The sequence below is a fragment of the Aeromonas sp. 6P genome, assembly GCF_051919525.1.
Taxonomy (GTDB): domain Bacteria; phylum Pseudomonadota; class Gammaproteobacteria; order Enterobacterales; family Aeromonadaceae; genus Aeromonas; species Aeromonas veronii.
In genome coordinates this window covers 363,379-382,154 of the sequence record NZ_JBQBEO010000002.1, presented here as the reverse complement: position 1 = coordinate 382,154, position 18,776 = coordinate 363,379, and the positions used below count along the sequence as shown (strand labels likewise).

15 protein-coding genes and 1 pseudogene are annotated in these 18,776 nt (G+C 57.4%); all 16 read right to left on the bottom strand.

Translation table 11 applies throughout. From position 1 onward, the window contains the following. Positions 1–22: 22 nt before the first annotated feature. Positions 23–3,917: pseudogene (locus ACTG2J_RS01835) on the bottom strand (YhdP family protein). Further along, positions 3,918–5,387, bottom strand: a complete 1,470-nt coding sequence (rng, locus tag ACTG2J_RS01830; RefSeq protein WP_005340056.1) for a ribonuclease G — start codon at positions 5,385–5,387, stop codon at positions 3,918–3,920. A 95-nt stretch (positions 5,388–5,482) separates the two neighbouring features. Next, the gene (locus ACTG2J_RS01825) at positions 5,483–6,070 is read right to left on the bottom strand and encodes a Maf family protein (RefSeq protein WP_323950371.1); all 588 of its coding nucleotides are present in this window, start codon (positions 6,068–6,070) and stop codon (positions 5,483–5,485) included. A 2-nt stretch (positions 6,071–6,072) separates the two neighbouring features. Next, on the bottom strand, positions 6,073–6,558 hold the full coding sequence (mreD, locus tag ACTG2J_RS01820) for a rod shape-determining protein MreD (RefSeq protein ID WP_005340054.1): 486 nt from the start codon (positions 6,556–6,558) through the stop codon (positions 6,073–6,075). Next, the gene (gene mreC, locus ACTG2J_RS01815; protein ID WP_005340053.1) at positions 6,558–7,448 is read right to left on the bottom strand and encodes a rod shape-determining protein MreC; all 891 of its coding nucleotides are present in this window, start codon (positions 7,446–7,448) and stop codon (positions 6,558–6,560) included. Before mreC ends, mreD begins: the two co-directional genes overlap by 1 nt. 42 nt (positions 7,449–7,490) lie before the next feature. Further along, positions 7,491–8,531, bottom strand: a complete 1,041-nt coding sequence (locus ACTG2J_RS01810) for a rod shape-determining protein (protein WP_005340051.1) — start codon at positions 8,529–8,531, stop codon at positions 7,491–7,493. 204 nt (positions 8,532–8,735) lie between these two features. Continuing rightward, the gene (locus ACTG2J_RS01805) at positions 8,736–11,069 is read right to left on the bottom strand and encodes a DUF6701 domain-containing protein (protein WP_439997115.1); all 2,334 of its coding nucleotides are present in this window, start codon (positions 11,067–11,069) and stop codon (positions 8,736–8,738) included. 133 nt (positions 11,070–11,202) lie between these two features. Beyond that, positions 11,203–13,188, bottom strand: coding sequence for a LamG-like jellyroll fold domain-containing protein (locus ACTG2J_RS01800; RefSeq protein ID WP_439997893.1), 1,986 nt, complete (start codon positions 13,186–13,188; stop codon positions 11,203–11,205). A 137-nt stretch (positions 13,189–13,325) separates the two neighbouring features. Further along, positions 13,326–13,751 carry an MSHA biogenesis protein MshP gene (locus tag ACTG2J_RS01795; protein ID WP_113740384.1) on the bottom strand — a complete coding sequence of 142 codons (426 nt, stop codon included), beginning with the start codon at positions 13,749–13,751 and terminating at the stop codon, positions 13,326–13,328. Between the two features lie 37 nt (positions 13,752–13,788). Then, positions 13,789–14,718 carry a PilW family protein gene (locus ACTG2J_RS01790; RefSeq protein ID WP_174218738.1) on the bottom strand — a complete coding sequence of 310 codons (930 nt, stop codon included), beginning with the start codon at positions 14,716–14,718 and terminating at the stop codon, positions 13,789–13,791. Continuing rightward, positions 14,718–15,278 carry a prepilin-type N-terminal cleavage/methylation domain-containing protein gene (locus ACTG2J_RS01785; RefSeq protein WP_201990954.1) on the bottom strand — a complete coding sequence of 187 codons (561 nt, stop codon included), beginning with the start codon at positions 15,276–15,278 and terminating at the stop codon, positions 14,718–14,720. The genes ACTG2J_RS01790 and ACTG2J_RS01785 overlap by 1 nt, the downstream gene beginning before the upstream one ends. Further along, a complete protein-coding gene (locus ACTG2J_RS01780) occupies positions 15,265–15,765 on the bottom strand; it encodes a prepilin-type N-terminal cleavage/methylation domain-containing protein (RefSeq protein ID WP_113740382.1) in 501 nt (166 codons plus the stop codon). Before ACTG2J_RS01780 ends, ACTG2J_RS01785 begins: the two co-directional genes overlap by 14 nt. A 47-nt stretch (positions 15,766–15,812) precedes the next feature. Continuing rightward, positions 15,813–16,253, bottom strand: a complete 441-nt coding sequence (locus tag ACTG2J_RS01775) for a prepilin-type N-terminal cleavage/methylation domain-containing protein (protein WP_110304186.1) — start codon at positions 16,251–16,253, stop codon at positions 15,813–15,815. 14 nt (positions 16,254–16,267) lie between these two features. Further along, a complete protein-coding gene (locus ACTG2J_RS01770; protein ID WP_113740381.1) occupies positions 16,268–16,939 on the bottom strand; it encodes a prepilin-type N-terminal cleavage/methylation domain-containing protein in 672 nt (223 codons plus the stop codon). A 77-nt stretch (positions 16,940–17,016) separates the two neighbouring features. Further along, entirely contained in the window at positions 17,017–17,478 is a 462-nt protein-coding gene (locus ACTG2J_RS01765; protein WP_429022718.1) for a hypothetical protein, read from the bottom strand. Between the two features lie 77 nt (positions 17,479–17,555). Next, positions 17,556–18,776: a type II secretion system F family protein gene (locus ACTG2J_RS01760; protein ID WP_439997114.1), complete on the bottom strand. Its 1,221-nt coding sequence runs from the start codon at positions 18,774–18,776 to the stop codon at positions 17,556–17,558.

The following is an 18,776-nucleotide window of genomic DNA, read 5'->3' as shown; positions in this document are numbered from 1 at the left end:
GTGATGGTGCCGGGCCGCTCGTTCAGCGCTGAGCGGGCCCTGCGTGTTTGGGGCTCAGCAGGAAAGGGGTCACTTCTTGGGTCGGCAGGCCGGGGGCAACGGCGTCAACCGCCTCTTTCTGCTGCTGGTTGAGCTTGATGCGCGCGCGATCGCGCCCCCGCCTCGATCAGCTTGGGTGCGTCGAGCGGGCCCGAGATGCGAAAATCGATGCGGGTCACCACATCCACCACCGGCTCCAGCAGTTTGGAGAGGGCCAGCACATAGAGACCCGTGACCGGCGTGATGGAGAAGGCCGCCACCACCGGCAGGGTGCCCCCCAGATTGGGAGAGAAGCTCAGCTCGTAGTCGAGCCGCCAGCGCACCAGATCGGCGATCCCCTCGCCGCGCAGGTTGCCTGCCGCCCCCTTCATATAGAAATCATCGTTGCTGACCTGCCCCTGCTTGATGGTGGCAGAGGCGGACATGGATTCGAAGTAGAAGCCCTTGTCGAACACATCGCGAAAATCGAGCCGCAGCTTGCGCAGCAGGGAATCGAGGCTGAGCAGGGAGAGCAGTCGCGCCCCCTTATCGTTGACCTCCCGCAGGGTGCCGCCCTCCAGCTGATAGTTGGCACTTCCCCCCAGAGTCGGCAGGCTCGGGCGATAGGGCACATCCTGCCAGTTCAGATCAAAAGCGAGGGAGCCGGGGGCATCGCCGATGGGCGAGGTGTAGCCGAGCCGCTTGAGCAGCAGCTCGCTGTTGTTGCTGGTCAGCTTGCCACGGGCGCGGGTCTGCATCCGGTTGCCATCGGCCAGCCAGTCGACGCTGCCGGTGAGCTGACTCCCCGCCAGCCGCACATCCAGCCCCTTGAGGGTCACCTTGTTGGCGCCGGGCACCAGCTCCCCTTTCACTTCACCGAGCGGCAACGCGCCAAAGCGGCAATCGACACAGCTCACCTTCAACCAGGGGATGGATGCCATGATGGCGTTATCCTGCTTGGCATCGGGATCCGGGCTGAGATCCGAACTCTTGCCGGACCAGTAGATGCGGGCAAACTTGGCATCCACCGGGCGATTGGCCACTGCGGGCAGGCGGATCACCCCCATCACATCGGGGCTGTCGATCATCACTTCGGTCGCCTGATTGGTCGGCCCCACGGTGAAACGCGCCGCCTTGAGGGTGGCACTGCCGATATAGGCGCGAGCCAGCTGTCCATCCACCCACCACTCCTGCGGCAGGAAGGCGGGGCCAACCACCGCATTGCCAGTCTGGTTCTGCGCTGGCAGCCATTGCTTGAGTCGCGCCAGCCAGCCGCCCACATCGGCCTCCTGCTGGTTGATGGCGAGCAGCATGGGGGCATCGCGCATTACCCGGGCGCCCGGCTGACCCACATCGACCCGCACCCGACTGAGATAAGGCACCCCTTCGCCGTAGACCAGTCGGGTCTGCATATCCACATCAGCCCCCAGCACGGCGCGAATGTCGGCGCTGCCATCCCGGCCACGGGCGATCACCTTGAGCGGCAGCCGGCTGGCGCTGCTCTTGGCCAGCGGCAGCGGCAGATCCAGCCCCATCCCCTGCAGGTTGGAGTCGAGCGCCAGCTGGAAGCGCAGCGGCTTGCTCTCGGGCAGGGTCAACCCGAGCTTGCCGCCCCAGTTGCTGCGACCGTTGAGGATACCGTACGAAGAGATGGCAGTGGGCTGACGCCGGCTATCCCACTGCCCCTTGAAATCGAGGTCGACCTGATAGTGATCCGGATGCTGGCGCCCCTGATAGTCGAGGGTCAGCGGCTGGTTCCACAGGCTCGCCTTGAGGTTGCTGAAACGGGTCTGCTCGTTGTCATATTCGAGGCGCCCCTGCACCTTCTCCAGCGGCAGATCCAGACTGGCAACCCGCACCTTGTTGTTGCTGAAGGTGGCATCGCCGCTCGCCTTCACCTCGCTCTCGCCATCGAGAGGAATATCGAGCTTGACCGAACCGGCCATCGGGCCGCGGATCTCGATCTCCCGCAGCGCCTGACCTACCGAACTGCCCAGCGGGGAGTCCTGTAGGTAGTCGCTGATGGCCTTGCCTTCCCCCTGCACCTTGGCATCCACATAGAGATGGGCACCGGGGGAGAGATCCGGGATCCAGGCATGCACCGAGTCGGAGCTCGCCTTGCCGAGTTTGGTGGAACGGCTGCGCATATCGAGGCCAGCATTCTGGAACAAGAGATCGATCTGCAGGTCGGTAAGCGGTTGCCAACCGGGGAAGAACTCGTAGGTTGCCTGCTCCAGCGGCACCGCCACCTGGAAGATGCCCTTGCCGTTGTCGTAGGGAAAGTCCCTGAACTCGCCATACCAGAGCAGGTCGGCCCCCTTGGCCTTGCCCCCCTTGATGGCGCCGCTCAGGTAATCCACCAGCCCCTTGTCCATCGCCTGCAGCGGGAAGTAGCGATCCGCATGGCCCGCATTCTTCACATCGATGCGGCCGGTCAGGGCCAGGAAAGGGTGCTCGAACAGATCGAGGCGAAAACGGCTGGACAGGGTCAGATCCGGGTTATCCAGCGCGATATCCTGCCCGTAGAGCACCCAGCCCTGTTCCTCGCGCCACCAGTCGAGGCGGGCCGAGAAGTTGTCGACCGGGATCGGCATCTTGAAGTGACGGGCGGGATCCACCTTGTCGTTCGCCAGCGCCAATCTGGCACTACCGCCGGTCGGGGTAAGCCAGAACTCGCCGTTGAGATCCTGCATCCCGGGTATATCCTGCCACGCCTTGAGACGCACCTTGCTGAAGCGGCCACTGAGGGAGAGATCCTGCCAATCGGCATTGGCCAGCAGCGTCAGATCCTGCACCGAACCCTGCGGATTGGTCTGGCGCAGGGTCTCGCAGAGTGTGGGGTAGAGCGCCGAGACCAGCTGACTGATCTGGGTGATCTTGTCGAACTCTATGCTGGGCAGATAGCCCTGCACCCGATCCCCAATCCGCTCCAGCTGCAAGCGGCTCTGCAACCAGGGTTTGCCGTCCAGCTTGAAGTTGACGTTGTGGCTGGCCAGTTGCCAGTCGGTGCCCTCACGGCGCAGCTGGATCTTGCCACCATCGAGGCCGAAACGGTGCATATCCCCTTTCTTGGGATCCTTCCAGATCAGGTAATTGTTGCCAAACGCCAGCAGGGTATTGCCCAGCTTGCCGCTGTCAAACTCGCTCCAGAGCTGGAAGTCGAGCTGACCGGCAACCTTGGGTTCGCCCGCATGGATTTTGGCCAGGGTCGGGGTGATATCGAGCTGGCGGGCCCCCAGATAGAGTTGCCCCTTGAGGCGATCGAGCCGGGCAGTCGGGGCGTCCACATCCAGAATCAGATCGAGGGTGCTCTCGCCCACCCCGTTGATGAGGTAAGCCTTGCCGACCCCCTGATGGCGCTTGCCACGGTTCTGCCAGCGCAGTTGGGCGATGTCGAGGGCGCGCAGATCACCGAGGGAGGTGGTGACGCTGAGACGGGTGTTGTGCACATCGAAGGTAGAGAGCTGGGTCAGCAGAAAGCGCAGCAGGGCGCCCTGCTGAGGATCGCCGGAGGGGCTCTCGTCAGCCGGTTGGCGCAAGTCGATGGTGATATCGCCATCGCTCAGGATCAGCTCGCCAAACACCGGCTTGAGCTCGTTAATGGTGCGCCAGAAGTCGAGATGCACCCAGGCTTTGCCGAGCTGTACGGCAAAACGCCCCGAATCCGGGGCGATGGCGAGTTGCTGCAGTTCGAGGGCGGGCCCGGACTGTGTCCAGTCCAGCCCCACTTGCTCCACGCTGACCTTGAGTTGTGAATCGCCCAGCAGAGTGTGGATCAGACTCTCTCGGTATTGATTCAGCAAAGGGCCCCCGACCCGTACCAAGGTGACCAGCATGGCCATCAGTACGAACAGGACCCCCAGGGCCAACCAGCCCCGACTCAGCCAGCGATAGACCAATTACATCATCACCACGTCGAACTGCTCCTGACCACAGAGGGGTTCGCTCACTACCCGCACCTGCTTGCCGATGAACACTTCCAGCTCAGCCAGACTGTGGGACTCCTCGCCATGGAGGTAGTCGGCCACCGCAGGCGCGGCGTAGACGGTGAACTGATCCGCATCGTAGGCACGATTGACCCGGATGATCTCCCGCAGGATCTCGAAGCAGACCGACTCCACCGTCTTGACCCGGCCGCGCCCCTTGCACTCGGGGCACTCGGAGCAGAGCACATGCTCCAGACTCTCGCGGGTGCGTTTGCGGGTCATCTCCACCAGACCGAGCTGGGAGAAGCCGTTGACGTTGGTCTTGGCGCGATCCTTGGACAGCGCCTGCTCCAGGCTGTGCAGCACTCGGCGGCGGTGATCCTCGGACTGCATGTCGATGAAGTCGATGATGATAATGCCGCCGAGATTGCGCAGGCGCAGATGGCGGGCGATGGCCGCCGTCGCCTCGACGTTGGTGTTGAAGATGGTCTCTTCCAGATTGCGATGGCCGACAAAGGCGCCGGTGTTGATATCCACCGTGGTCATGGCTTCGGTCTGGTCGATGATGAGGTAGCCGCCGGATTTCAGCTCTACCTTGCGCTCCAGCGCCCGCTGGATCTCGTTCTCCACGTCGTAGAGATCGAAGATCGGCGACTCGCCTGGGTAGTACTCCAGCTTGCTGGCCAGCTCAGGCACGTACTCTTCGGTGAAGCGCTTGAGCTGATCGAAGCTCTGGCGGGAGTCAACGCGGATCTTGTCGAGCTCGGCACCGACGAAGTCGCGCACTACCCGGAATGCCAGACTGGGATCCTCGTAGAGGATCTTGCAGGGTGGATACTTCTGCTTGCGTTCGAGGATCTTGCGCCACAGCCGTTTCAGGAAGGCAGCATCCTGCTCCAGCTCCTGCTCCCCCACCCCTTCGGCAGCGGTGCGGATGATGTAGCCACCCAGCTCGTCCACATAGCCAGCTACGGTACGCTTGAGGCGCTCCCGCTCTGCTTCGGACTCGATACGTTGGGAGACACCGACGTGGGCACTGCCCGGCATAAAGACCAGATAGCGGGATGGCAAGGTGATATCGGTGGTGAGACGGGCACCCTTGGTACCCAGCGGATCTTTCACCACCTGCACCATGATGTCCTGCCCCTGACGCACCAGCTCGGCGATGTTGCCGACCTGAAACTGCTCCTTCTCCTTCACCGCCACACATTCGGTGTGCGGCACGATGTCGGAGGCATGGAGAAACGCCGCCTTGTCCATGCCGATATCGACGAATGCCGCCTGCATGCCGGGCAGCACCCGACTGATCTTGCCTTTGTAGATATTGCCCACGATGCCGCGTTTGGCCTGACGCTCTACATGCACTTCCTGCAGCAGACCGTTTTCGACCAGAGCGACCCGGGTTTCGGAGGGGGTAACGTTAACCAGCAGTTCTACCGACATAAGTAACCTTGCCTGTTCCAGTTTTGAATTCTATAGAGCCAATCCGGTACAACGCGCGCAAGGGAGAAACGCAGCAGAGCACAGCTGACGGGAAATTATTTGAGCTGTTCCAGATGATGCTTGATCAGCAGGTCTGTCTCCAGCAGGGGCAGGCCGACCACGGCGCTATAGCTCCCTTCGATGCGGCTGACAAACTTGCCCGCAATACCCTGAATGCCATAAGCCCCGGCCTTGTCACAGGGCTCACCGGTCTGCCAGTAGGCCTCGATCTCGGCCTCGTCCAGCTTGCGAAACGCCACGTTGGTGGTGACCAGACGCACGTCACAACGATCCTTGTTGGCCAGCGCCACCGCCGTCATCACCTGATGCACCTTGCCGGAGAGGGACTCCAGCATATCTTTGGCATCAAGCAGATCGGACGGTTTCTCCAGTACCCGGTCGCCCAGTACCACTATGGTGTCGGCACCCAGCACCGGCAACGCCGTCGGCGCACACGCCACGCCCGCCATCGCCTTGTCACGGGCGAGACGGCAGACGTAATCCTGCGCCTTTTCACCCTCTTCCCGCTGCTCGGGCACATCCAGTTTCAGCACCTCGAAGCGGTAGCCAATCTGGGTCAGCAGTTCACGGCGACGGGGAGAAGCCGAGGCGAGATAGAGTTGTGGTTCGTTGTTTTTGTTCATATTTACCTGATATTGAAGCGGCGCCGCACCTTGCGCAGCACCAGAAACACCCAGGGCCATATTAGCATCGTCGTCAACGTCGACCAAAAGTAGGAGAAGTTGAGACTGGCCTGGCTGAACAGATGCTCGGCCCAGAATACCGTCATTTTACCCACCAGCGAGAGGCCACCGATGATCAGTGCCTGCTGCCAGAGGGAGAAGTTGCGGATCTTCTGGAACTGGAAGGCCGCCAGATAGGTGGTAATGGCCATCGCCATCGCCCGCACGCCGAGGGTGCTGCCAAGCAGCACATCCAGCAGCAGGCCCGCCACCCAGGCGGTGCCAACGTTGGTCCGGTGCGGCAAGGCCAGCGCCCAGTAGATCAGCACCATGGCCAGCCAGTCCGGACGGAAGGGGTCAAATTCAAAAGGAAGCGGCAGGATCGACAGGCTCAAGGCCAGCAGGATCGAGATCCAGATCCAGATCCTGCCGCTGGCGGGTTCTAGCATCAGCGAGTGGCTCCTGCGGCGGACGCAGCGGGAGCCGCCCGTTCGCCATCCTCATCATGTACTTCAGGCTTCTTGTCGGTCCACAGCAGCAGCAGATAGCGCAGCCTGTCCAGCTCCACCAGCGGCTTGGCCTCGACCTGGGCGAAAGGCTTGCCTTCCACATACTCGGAGCGGGTCACTGTCGCCACCGGATAACCTTCCGGGAAGCGGCCACCCAGACCCGAGGTGACCAGCAGATCACCCACCTGAATATCGGTGTTGCGCGGCAGGTTGCGCAGCTCAAGCTTGTCGAGCTCGCCACTGCCGGAAGCGATGGCACGCAAATCGTTGCGCAGCACCCGCACCGGAATGCCGTGGCTGGAGTCGGTGATCAGCAGCACGCGACTGGTGGTGGAGCCCACATGGAGCACCTGACCAATCACACCCTGATCGTTGATCACTGCCTGACCGTTGTAGACGCCATCCAGTGCCCCCTTGTTGATCAGCACCTGATGGCTGAAGGGGTCGGAGTCCACCGACAGCAGCTCGGCCACCATCTTGCGGGACTCTTTGTGTACCGGCGAACCGAGCAACTCACGCAGCCGCTGGTTCTCGTGCTCCAGCTGATCCATTTTGAGCAGGCGGGCACGCAGGGTGAACAGTTGTTGCTCCTGCTGTTTGGTCTGCTCGATGAGATCGGCGCGGGTCTGCACCTGGGTCGACATGGTGTCGAGCAGGGTGCCGGGCGCATTGGCCATGTATTGCAGGGGACTGACTAACGAACTGAGGTAGACGCGGACATGGGTAAACACACCGAAGCGGGAATCCGCGACGATGGCAGCGATGGAGATGATGACGGCGAGAAACAACCGTAACTGAAGCGAAGGGCCTCTACCAAAAATGGGTTTCATGGGTCGTCAAAAAAGAGCCGGCACGCTGGCCGGCTTTGGGTCTTATTCGTAGTGGAACAGATCGCCACCGTGCATATCGATCAACTCCAGCGCCTTGCCGCCGCCACGGGCCACACAGGTGAGGGGATCTTCGGCCACGACGACAGGAATGCCGGTCTCTTCCATCAGCAGACGGTCGATATCTTTCAGCAGTGCGCCACCACCGGTCAGCACCATACCGCGCTCGGAGATGTCGGAAGCCAGCTCGGGCGGAGACTGCTCCAGCGCCACCATGACGGCAGCAACGATACCGGACAGCGGCTCTTGCAGCGCTTCCAGGATCTCGTTGGAGTTGAGAGTGAAGCTGCGCGGTACACCTTCAGCCAGGTTGCGGCCACGGACTTCAATCTCGCGCACCTCTTCGCCCGGATAGGCGGAGCCGATCTCGTGCTTGATGCGCTCGGCAGTCGCTTCACCGATCAGGCTGCCGTAGTTGCGACGGACGTAGCTGATGATCGCTTCGTCAAACTTGTCGCCACCGATACGGACTGACTGGGAGTAGACCACACCGTTCAGAGAGATAATGGCCACTTCAGTGGTACCACCACCGATATCAACCACCATGGAACCGGTCGCTTCGGATACCGGCAGGCCGGCACCGATGGCAGCAGCCATAGGCTCGTCGATCAGGTAGACCTCGCGGGCACCGGCGCCCAGTGCGGACTCCTTGATGGCGCGACGCTCAACCTGGGTGGAACCGCACGGTACACACACCAGCACACGCGGGCTGGGGCGGAAATAGTTGTTGTCGTGAACCTGTTTGATGAAGTGCTGCAGCATCTTCTCGGTCACGTAGAAATCGGCGATCACGCCATCTTTCATCGGGCGGATTGCGGAAATGTTGCCCGGGGTACGGCCCAGCATCTGCTTGGCGGCATGACCGACAGCAGCGACCGATTTGGCGTTCCCGCGCTCTTGGCGAATGGCGACAACTGAGGGTTCGTTAAGGACGATCCCTTGATCTTTTACATAGATCAGGGTGTTGGCAGTTCCCAAATCGATCGACAGATCGTTGGAAAAGACGCCTCTGAGCTTTTTGAACATGGCTACGGGAAATCCTAAGAATTTGGAGGTGCAGAAAACCGGCTAACTTTACCAATGCCCACCCCAATGGGCAAGCGCTCAAACTGTCGCCAATCAATCAGGCGCGACAAAAATGCGAGTCATCACTCACCCGCACACGCTTGCAAACACTAATAAACAAGGATTTAGGGGGATGCTGTTGAGCCAACCCCCCTTACACATCAATTACTGCAATACTTCGCGCCGATAAATAATTCTGTCATTACCCCGGCTGGAGCCGAAAATGGCCTCACCTTGCAGGTTGCCGTCATTGGCACTCGTTGGGTCAGACAACCAGAGTGGCGATGATGGCTGTTTTGCCAAATCGACCTTGTAGGGAATGCGCACCGAGATGTCCGGCTTGGCAAAGTGGAACAGGATCTCTCCGTCTTTCGCCAGTGCAGCATCCCCACCCGGTGCAGAACTACCCAACCCCAGCTTGATCTTGCGACCCGCCCCCAGATTCAGCTCGCGAGTCGCCGCATCAAAGGTGTGACTCGGATTGAGGAAAGTGAACCTCTGATTGGCCAAAGAGAGCTGGGTACATTGATCTTCCTTGTTTTGCAGCCAGTTGCCCCCTTCGTAATATTGCATCTGCAGTGGAATGGCCAGCGGCGCCGAGGCCAGGCCGGCCGCCGTACCAGCCTGCAAGCGGCCGTACAACAGTTTTTGAGTACCCAGCAGCACCGCATTACACCCCGATCCGGAACATGTCCCAGCGACAGCAGTATTCATATTTGAATTAGCCAACAGTGTATTCCCGCCATCCTTATCATCGACTTTGAGACCAAAGCTCAACGTGGCGAAAGGTGCTTCTGGACTCGCTGCACGATCAAAGCGGGTATTCAGCCCCAAAGGTGACTGCTGATTAACGCTCGCAATACCACTTGCCCAGCTGAGCGAGGGAGATAGTGTAATACGCTTGTCTCGCGCAACCCCATCCAGAGCATTGGCAGCCACCATCTCAGCAACCCCTTTAGCGAACGCCCCCTGATAGTTCTCTGTCGTCCCTTTCTGCAGATTGCGTGCAGTGAGAACAAAACCGCTGGCAAAGGGCTGGCTCATATATGTAAAGGCATTGCAGGCAGGCGTGATAAAACCATTACTCAAACTGTAATCCCAGGGTACGAAGCGGCCCACCGGCATGCTGCTGGCGGGAGGGATGGTGTAGCCGAAATAGCCCGTAGATATAGTGCTTCCTTCTGGCGACTTTGCCGCCGGTGGCGTCGCCGTCATCCGGAACACTCCCACCTCGCTCACGGTCTGGCTAACGTTATTGGCACTGTTGGCCGCAGCCACATGGCTATAGGCGGTAGTACCCAGCGTTGCATTGGTGCCCGGATTGGGTGCCACCAGCGTACTGCCCAGAGCAATATTGGGCAGGGCAAAGTTGGGCGTAGTCTGATTCCCTACGCAGATATCCCCATCATTGGCGGATTCCCAGGCCATCGCCTTGATATCTACCTGGAACGTTTCCCCCGCTTTTTTGAATACCGGACAGCTGCTGTCACCTGCCGCGCAGACCCCTTGCGGGGGCGTGATGCACAGACCGACCGGGCGAGCCACAAACGTGTCGGACCCCGTCATCACCAGACCCGCCGTCTCACCACTGCCATTATGACTGGCTGAAAACTGCATCTGACCCGCATCCGGGTAGGTCACTTTTTTCAAGGTCGCTTTACCCTGATTATCAAAAGTCAGGTTGAGGGTGGTTGGTGTTGGTGAAGGAACACTGGCGGCATAAGTTGCAATGGCGTTGCCATCGATGGAGATCTTGCTACCAAAGCTATTGGTATTTGGATTGTTGTACGTTCCCCAAAAGCCGACAGACCTCACGCCGGTAAATCCGGGCACACATTGCTTGGTAATATCGTCTTTTTTGACCGCACTGATAGTCACATCCTGAGGCTGGTTGGAATAAGTATCAGGCACATCAAAGAAGAAGCCGCTATCGGCAAAGTTCAGGGTACAGGCTGCCGCACTGGGCGTACCGGCCCCGGCCTTGCACAAGGTTTCACTGAGTGGTTTGACAGCAGGAACGGAATTGTTCACGCCCAACGTCACTTGGGTCTGAGTATTGTTACGCAACAAAACTTTGCCCGTTCCACCGGTAAAGGTCACCGTATTGCCACTCACATTGTTGGCACCAGACAGTGGGTACCAACCACCATCCTGGAGACTCTGTGGCAACAAGGAAACAGCAACTTGTTCGGTAATCAGCAGACTGCAATCTGGATTTGCACACGCCTTGATAGTGATCTCTTCCGGATTGCAGGTCAGAGGTTGACCCGAATACTGCAACTCGAAATGATCTACCTGAACGCCTACCTCTCTTGATTTCAGCGCACATATTTCTACGTTATCGAGTTCGTGAATATTGGTCAGGGCACCTGTAGAACCTGTCAATGACACATAAAAGTCTTGCGGTAACGGACTTTGCCCTAATGCAGGATCCAGCGCATCAAACGAATCGATAAGAGAGATAAACCCGCTTCCCGTATCACGCTCTACTTTGACCATCGCTCGCCCACTGGTTCGTGAATCAATCGTCAGACGGTAACGATGGTTGGCGCTACCGTTACCATCTACCTTTGGACTCAAGCAACTGGTATTAACATTGGTAGTTCCGTTATTACAGGTGCCTCGCAGATAGTTATATCCGGAAAAATTGGATCCCGAGCCACGCACGACAACCGATTGCGGGCGATAGCCCACACTTCCCCCCCCCCCCAAAGGATGAGAAGTTGCCATATTCATCCAAGCCAAATCCGAGCCAACCGCCAGCAAATCCAGGTGAGTTACTCGGTTGATAATGGCCATAACCCAAGGGCCCCCCCGCAGCACCTGGCTGTGGCGTCACCGACGCGTCAGAAAGCACAACGGTCATACCATCTGCACCAGTGCTCGTGCCACCATAGGCGTAGTGATTAAATGTCAGCGTCACCAGATTGCCAGCAGCAGGAAATAGCCGCTGATAAGTCGCAGAGGTTGCTTGTCCCGTGCTGGCTTGTGTCATCCGTAAACGTCGGTCTGCTGTAATGGATGGTATAAATCCTCCAGCACTCTGCTTGACGGCCCACCTATCACCGAGCGGCAGGGAGAAATCATCGGTCTCACAAATCAATGTCGAGCCACCACAGGGATGACGTTGACTATATAACTCAGCTATCTGAGTGTCAGACAGGGCCGAACCATAAATAGCAACCTCATCAATTCGGCCATTAAAGCTGCGACTATCAATATAATCTCGGCCAATCTCCAAATTTTGTGTATTTGCTCTTAACGAGTTTCCATCATTACCTCTAGCTGTATCAGCGACTCCATTGATATATATTTTTTGACGTTGATTGCCAGCAGCCATTGCATCATAGCGAATGACTATATGGGACCATGTATTTAACGGTATTTTGGTGTTTGTTGTCAGTGTCTGGTTCACGCCAGAACTTCTTTCCCAATACCAGAACACTCTGCCTTGACTATCCAGATGAAACTCATAGTTGCCATCTTTTGACACGATAGAATACAAATTACCAGCTGATGGCCGACTTACCGGATATACCCAAGCAGAAACAGTTAACTGATTGGAAAATGACAGACGAGCGTCATGTGGCACTTCAATATATTGATTACTGCTGCCAGTAAACTCACCATAACCACAAGTACCAAGATTATTCGCGTTTGCAGGTAATGCAGGCGACACAGTATTAGTTTTCGCGCCCCTCATTGCGCGACCATGTAGCACATCAGCAACAGCGTTTTTGACTTCTCCTGCAACACCAGTCCACTTACTCTCTTCAAGCTGATACAAGGCAACAGGTGCCGGGACACAAGCATTTACCGGATTTGACACTGGTAGGCAAGTACCAGTCACAGAGCTATTGTTGACATTCACCACCCCACCGGCATTATTTGTTGCAGCAGTCAGATTTCCATAAACCGTAGAATTGGTAACAGTGATATTATTTGATGTGGTCGAGATAATGACAGGACTTCCCTGAGATCCCAGTTGGCTACCTGTTGCATTAAAAGAGCTAGCCCCAGAGACACTTCCACTAGTCATATTAACTGAGTTGAACGTCACTGGATTATTTGAGCGCATGGTAATATTACCACTATAAGTTCCGCCAGATATCGTCAACGAACTATTTGCACTGATATCTCCTGATAACTGCACATTAGTCACACTGACAGAGTTACTACTGCTGGTGATATTTCCCTGAACAACTCCCGAGTTTAGCGACACGTTTCCACTGGTAGTAATACTTCCGTATAAGTAGATATTGTTCAGTGTAATATTTGAGCCACCAGCTAAAACATCACCATATATGGTGTTTTGATATCCTTGAGATACAATGCCACCAAAATTAGCCTTAAGGTTTATTCTACTTGAGGCACTGCCAATCTTGTTATTCGTGAGAGAAATCCCGGCATCTGCACTCAGCGTTGAATCTTGACTAGCGACAATCACATCACCGTCGTTTAATGTTACCTGACCATTACCACCAGTACAGGTGTAAACATTTCCTGACTTTTGCCATGTGGTATTACATGGTGGGTATTGATTGATGGATAAATTATATTGTTGCGCCACAGCTGTACCGCAGAAAAGTAATAAACCAACCAGCCATTTAAAATCCATCACTTTCCTCTCCACTTGTATCATCTGCCACAATATCGATCGTCAGTACAAAGTGCAGGCGAATGACTTGCACTGAAACAGCGATAACCACTCCAGCCAGAAGTGACTAACACAACCGACATCATCGCCATCACGATTCACGGCGCTCCTCCATCATAAGCTTCAACCATCAGGGTTCGGCTCACGGCAAAATCAGGGTTGGCACTGTTAAGGTCCGAGCTGCCACAGGTTCCGACACTCTCGAGACGATAGCCATTGGTCACAGATCCGTTATAGGTCACCGGCACCGTGGCGCAACGAACCACAGCCTGACAGTTGGTCAGCCCTGGATTGCTGGCAAAGCTCAGTGGGCTGCTTGCCAGGCAGACCGCAGGTGGGTTCGGTTGGGCAAGCGTGCGCTTGGGGAACAACCGATAGAGTGCCACTTCCAGACCGCTCTGGGCGGCCAGTAAGGCACGCACGCTGCGCACCTCCACGGTATTTTTCTCGCCGCTATCGACCAGAAAACGGCCCATTGCAGCCGCCAGCAGCGCCATCACCACAATCACAAACAGGGCGATCATCAAGGCACTGCCTCGCATCCGTCCGAAAGCCTGTGGATCAGGGCACATTGAACACCTCTATCTTGTGGTTGAAGGTGACCGACCCCCCCTTGCGCTCGAAGACAAAGCGCATGCCAAACTCCCCTTCGGCGTTAAACGCCGAGGTTTCCCTATAGAAGGTGCCAATACGAAGGGAGTCCGCCATCAACACGCCCTGTGCAGGTAAGGATGCTCCAATGGGGGCTGTGGCACGGGTCAGCGTGTTTCCTTCCACACAGTAGCGAACCTGCTGGTTGGCAAAGTAGACCCGGCTGCCGGGAGAGAGGCCAGTCAGACTCTCGGTGCTGGTATAGCGGATGGTTTGCGCTCCGGATACGGGCGTCAGCACATCCGTAACCTTGGCTACGCAGCGGCCATAATCGCAGCCTGCCGTAAGCGAACCGACATTTTTGTCCGGCACGGGGAATACTATCAGCTGATCGTCTTTTTTAACGGCGGTGGCATCCACATCCAGCGGATTGGCAGCAGAAGCCGGGGTCGCCATCACCAGCTCAAGGGTGGACGTGCTCCCAGACATGGCGCGGTTAAGCGCCAGATAGCGGCTCGAGGTGCTGATGGGCCAGAACCGCAAACAGGCACCGGTGTCGTCCCATGTCCCGCCAGTCGTCTCGATCCGCTCCGATCCCGGCACCGCATCGCGCAGTTCGCGGTTAAGCCGCTCCATAGCGAAGCGGGCATCGCTCATCAGCTGCTCACGGCTGCTGGCATCGCCATAAATCTGGGTACCGATACCGATAAACTGGCTGGTAAAGGTCGCCATTATCCCGAGTAGCAGGATCACCATCACCAGCTCGACCAGAGTAAAGCCACGGTTACCCCGAGGTTTGCGGTGGGTTCGATTAGCCGCCAGGCGTAATCTGGCGCCGGAGTTGGCTAGGGGCGCTGATATTCTGGTAGAGAGGCAACCCCCGACAGCGGAGCGATCCATCAGTAATTCCCCCGATAGAAGGAGAAGTCGAGCACGCTCTGATCCGGCAGTTTGATCTGCAGATCAATACGCTTGCCCACAGAGCAGGGGGCGGCACAACTCTTGACGGTGCCGTCGCTAAAATCGGCTCCGCTCACCGCAATTTTCACCTGATAGTTGCGATACTCCTCGCTGCTGATTCCCACCTCAGTTTGAGTCAGGGTGTTGGCATCCACCCAGTTACCTGCGGTATCGAAATCATCCACATCGTTATAGGCATAGGATGCGGGCTCGCCATCAGGGCCATAACTGGTGGAGCAGGAAGAGATGGTCACCCCTGCCACCTGCTCGCCACAACGATAACGACCACCGTTATGATCCGAATGTTCATCAAACGACTTTTGCAAGATCTCGCCGGAGAGGCGCTGGGCCAGCTGAGCGGCCCGCACCTGCTGCACCGGATCCACCGACTGCGGCGACTGATTGATGAGTAACCCAAGAATGCCGGTCAAGGCCACCGCCAGCAGCACTATGCCAACGATCAGCTCAATCAGGGTGAAACCGCGCTTAAGGGATCTCATGAATAAACCCCTCTGACTCAATCTTGATACGACTGGTCTCGCGACCATCACTCACCAGCAAGGTACAACCGTTGGCACAGTTGCCTAGCGGTCTGCCCATCTGATCGAAGCGCAGCACGAAGCGGTTGTTGTTATCTAGGGAGATGGAGATACCGGCAGAGGGCGTAACCAGTCGACCACGGGTCTCCAACTGGGGAGTCCAGCCACTATTGGTATCCAGATCATCGCTGGCGGGACACGCAGCATAAGTTCGGTGGGCAAAACGGGGAGAGGCAACCACCAGCTGGGTACAGCGGTTGGTGGGCTCATGCATATTGACGGTCTGTACCAGCCGCAGCCGGGTCAGCAGCTCGTCGCGCACGGTTTGAGTTTCAAAGCCGCCTTTGCCCAGCCATTTCGGCACGGCAAAGGCGGCCAGAATCCCGAGTAACAGGATCACCAGTACCAGTTCAATCAGGGTAAAGCCCTTATGAGTTGAATCGAACATATAAACAGAAAGGGCAGGAATTGACTCCCACCCTTCCCATCGTCCAATTACTTACAGCCAACCAAGCTGATAGTCGGCGTACCGCTAGAAACTGTCACTTGTTTATAAGTCACAGAACAGCTATCACCTTTACCATTCGGTACAAAAGTGATCGTGTTATTAGAAACAGCGCCGGACACTTGCCAGCCATCCAGGGACACCGCTTCACTGATTGTCGCAGCAGTCGGATACCCATATGCTACAGCAACTTTTTCGATTGGGGCTGCCATAGAGATCGGTCCAGCATTGGTCTCATATCCACTTAGTACCGCTTTGCTGTAAACCAAACCTGAAGCACTTTGCAATGCAGCTTGCACCCCCTGTGCAGCAGACTTACGAGCATCATCCTGCAGATTCAGGAACTTGGGTGCAGCGGTGACCGCCAGAATACCCAGAATGATGATCACGATAACCAGTTCGATCAGGGTAAAACCCGCCTGTTTTTTCATTTCACTTTCCTCTGTCAGTTAATATTGGTGGTCACCTGACCGGACGCCGGACGGTAACTGAAACTCATAAATGCATCAGTCTTGCCTTGCGGATCCTGATACTTGCCATCACTGCCCTTACTCAAACTATTGACCAAATAGTAACGGCAGACCGAATCCAGTCCATTACTGCTTACTGTGGCATAGTATTTCAGGTCATTGCCGCTACCGCGCACTTCATTGAAGCTGGCCGTAGCCTTGGGCGGGTTTTGCAGTAACCCCTCCCAAATATTGAGACAACGTTCGGCGGTCAGATTGGCCGGATCCACATCGGGATTACCGCTTGCAATGGTATCCATCGGATAGCCGGGCGACAGCTCGCCGTTGCTGACCTGGGTCTCGGTCGGTGTGGTCAGATAGAAGCGACTACCGTCATAGAACACGGTATTGAGACTGTCCTGTTTGGCGCGACCTTCCGCCTCCCATTGCGCCCGCACCAGCGAAACGCCGGTAGCAAAACCGCCAGAGACCCCTTCCACGCTGGCCTTTTTCGCTTCGTCAGTCACATCGAGAAAGCGCGGCAGTGCAGTCACCGCCAGGATCCCCAGGATCACGATAACGATCACCAGCTCAATGAGGGAAAAGCCGGCAGACTGTCTCCTCATCCCGTTTTCCGGCATTGTTGGTGCCATTGGTTTCATTGTCATGCTCCCTCCGTAATGCCCCACATTATTTCATGCAGGCCCAAAAAAATCATGTAGTTGGGTCATATGATTAGTTTCATTCAAGGCTTTTTCATCACCCGCCCGTCAGAAAACTGATAAACCAGCCAATAACCATCCCACCCCATCTCGCAGCCATTGCCATCGGGGCGGGCCAGAACCTGCAGGGGAGGCATGCCCCCCTTCGTCTCACCCATCAGAGCCAGCCACAACTGACGGCAATTTTCCGAAGGGGATTGCAGCGGCACCAGCCCCAGGGGCCACCCTCGGGCATCAAACTGCCACCCCTTGCCGGCGACATGCAGTGTCTGCGGACGCCGTTCATCGAGCCAAATGCCGTGCAAACGCTGTGCCCGCTCGGCAAATTGCTCCCCCAGTAAAGTGAGGGTGAGCTGCTGCGCCTCTTCCCGGTGGCCCTGATAGCTACGCACCAACGTAGCAACAATCATCATCAGCAGAATGATCACGGCGATCCGCCGATATCCGGTCAGCCAGCGATCATCTTGCTGCGTCTGTCTGCTCATCCAGCCCTCGACTCCACCGATCACTTGCCTCTTACAGCTCCCATCATGTCCCACCACTCAGGCGTGAAGATGCCGAGTTACTTGCCGCGAACTGCGCGCATCATGTCCCACATGGGGGTGAAGATACCCAGTGCCAGGATCAGTACCATCACCGCCACGATCCCGATCAGGATCGGCTCGATGCGGGCGGTGAGACTCTTGAGGTCATAATCCACCTCCCGCTCGTAATACTCGGCCGCTTCGTGCAGCAGGTCATCGACCTGACCGGTCTCCTCCCCCACGGCGATCATCTGCATCACCAGCGGAGTGAACAGGCCGCTGCTGCTGGCGGTGCGAAGCAGGCTCTCGCCCCGCTCGATACCGGCGCGCATATCCCGTACCCGCCCCGCCATATAAGCGTTATCTACTGCATCGGCCACCAGGGTCAGCGCCGTGTTCAGCGGCACCCCTGCCTTGAGCATCATGGAAAAACTGCGGGCAAAACGGGCCAGCAGGGAGCGCTCTATGATGGTGCCGACGATCGGCAACTTGAGCTGCCAGCGGTGCCAGGTCAGCTTGCCCTTGGTGGTGGCGACCCAGCGGCGCCAACCGAACACCATCCCAGCCAGAATGGCTAGCAGCAGCCACCAGTAGTTGACAAAAAAGTGCGAGGTGGCAAGCAGAATGCGGGTCGCCAGCGGCAACTCCACCCCGAATTTGGCGAACATGCCGGCAAACACCGGGATCACCATGATATTGAGGATCACCATGGCGATACCAATGGCGATCATCACGAAGCTGGGGTAGCGCATGGCGGTCTTGATCCGCTTGCGAGTCTCCAGCTCCAGCTCGAAATAGTTGGCGAGCTGCAAGAAGGCCTCTTCCAGCTGACCAGTGTTCTCACCCACATGGATGATGGCGACAAACAGGCTGCTGAATACCTTGGGGTGCGCCTGCATCGAGCTCGAAAGCGGGCGACCGTTGCCGAGATCTTCCCCCAGCGAATGAAGCGCCCGCTTGAGCGGCTTGCTGTGAGTGCTCTCCTCCAGCCCGGCGATGGCACGCAGGATCGGGATCCCGGCCCGGGTCAGGGCATACATCTGGCGGCTGAAGATCACCAGCTCATCCAGCTTGCCCCCCCCTTCCAGCAACAGTGACCAGTCGATGGCAGCGGATTTGGCCTTGCCCGGTTTGAGCTCGGTGGGCATCACGCCGCGGCGCATCAGCAGCTCGGCGGCGGCCATCTCGTTGGCCGCTTCGACCACGCCACTGGTGGCGTTGCCCTGGCTGTCACGCCCCTTGTAGGCAAAGTTAGCCAT

Bases quoted from the DNA above. Each gene is read 5' to 3' on its own strand.
- rng (WP_005340056.1), bottom strand. From the start codon at position 5,387: ATGTCGGTAGAACTGCTGGTTAACGTTACCCCCTCCGAAACCCGGGTC.
- ACTG2J_RS01825 (WP_323950371.1), bottom strand. From the start codon at position 6,070: ATGAACAAAAACAACGAACCACAACTCTATCTCGCCTCGGCTTCTCCC.
- mreD (WP_005340054.1), bottom strand. From the start codon at position 6,558: ATGCTAGAACCCGCCAGCGGCAGGATCTGGATCTGGATCTCGATCCTG.
- mreC (WP_005340053.1), bottom strand. From the start codon at position 7,448: ATGAAACCCATTTTTGGTAGAGGCCCTTCGCTTCAGTTACGGTTGTTT.
- ACTG2J_RS01810 (WP_005340051.1), bottom strand. From the start codon at position 8,531: ATGTTCAAAAAGCTCAGAGGCGTCTTTTCCAACGATCTGTCGATCGAT.
- ACTG2J_RS01805 (WP_439997115.1), bottom strand. From the start codon at position 11,069: ATGGTCAAAGTAGAGCGTGATACGGGAAGCGGGTTTATCTCTCTTATC.
- ACTG2J_RS01800 (WP_439997893.1), bottom strand. From the start codon at position 13,188: ATGGATTTTAAATGGCTGGTTGGTTTATTACTTTTCTGCGGTACAGCT.
- ACTG2J_RS01795 (WP_113740384.1), bottom strand. From the start codon at position 13,751: ATGATCGCCCTGTTTGTGATTGTGGTGATGGCGCTGCTGGCGGCTGCA.
- ACTG2J_RS01790 (WP_174218738.1), bottom strand. From the start codon at position 14,718: ATGGATCGCTCCGCTGTCGGGGGTTGCCTCTCTACCAGAATATCAGCG.
- ACTG2J_RS01785 (WP_201990954.1), bottom strand. From the start codon at position 15,278: ATGAGATCCCTTAAGCGCGGTTTCACCCTGATTGAGCTGATCGTTGGC.
- ACTG2J_RS01780 (WP_113740382.1), bottom strand. From the start codon at position 15,765: ATGTTCGATTCAACTCATAAGGGCTTTACCCTGATTGAACTGGTACTG.
- ACTG2J_RS01775 (WP_110304186.1), bottom strand. From the start codon at position 16,253: ATGAAAAAACAGGCGGGTTTTACCCTGATCGAACTGGTTATCGTGATC.
- ACTG2J_RS01770 (WP_113740381.1), bottom strand. From the start codon at position 16,939: ATGACAATGAAACCAATGGCACCAACAATGCCGGAAAACGGGATGAGG.
- ACTG2J_RS01765 (WP_429022718.1), bottom strand. From the start codon at position 17,478: ATGAGCAGACAGACGCAGCAAGATGATCGCTGGCTGACCGGATATCGG.
- ACTG2J_RS01760 (WP_439997114.1), bottom strand. From the start codon at position 18,776: ATGGCTAACTTTGCCTACAAGGGGCGTGACAGCCAGGGCAACGCCACC.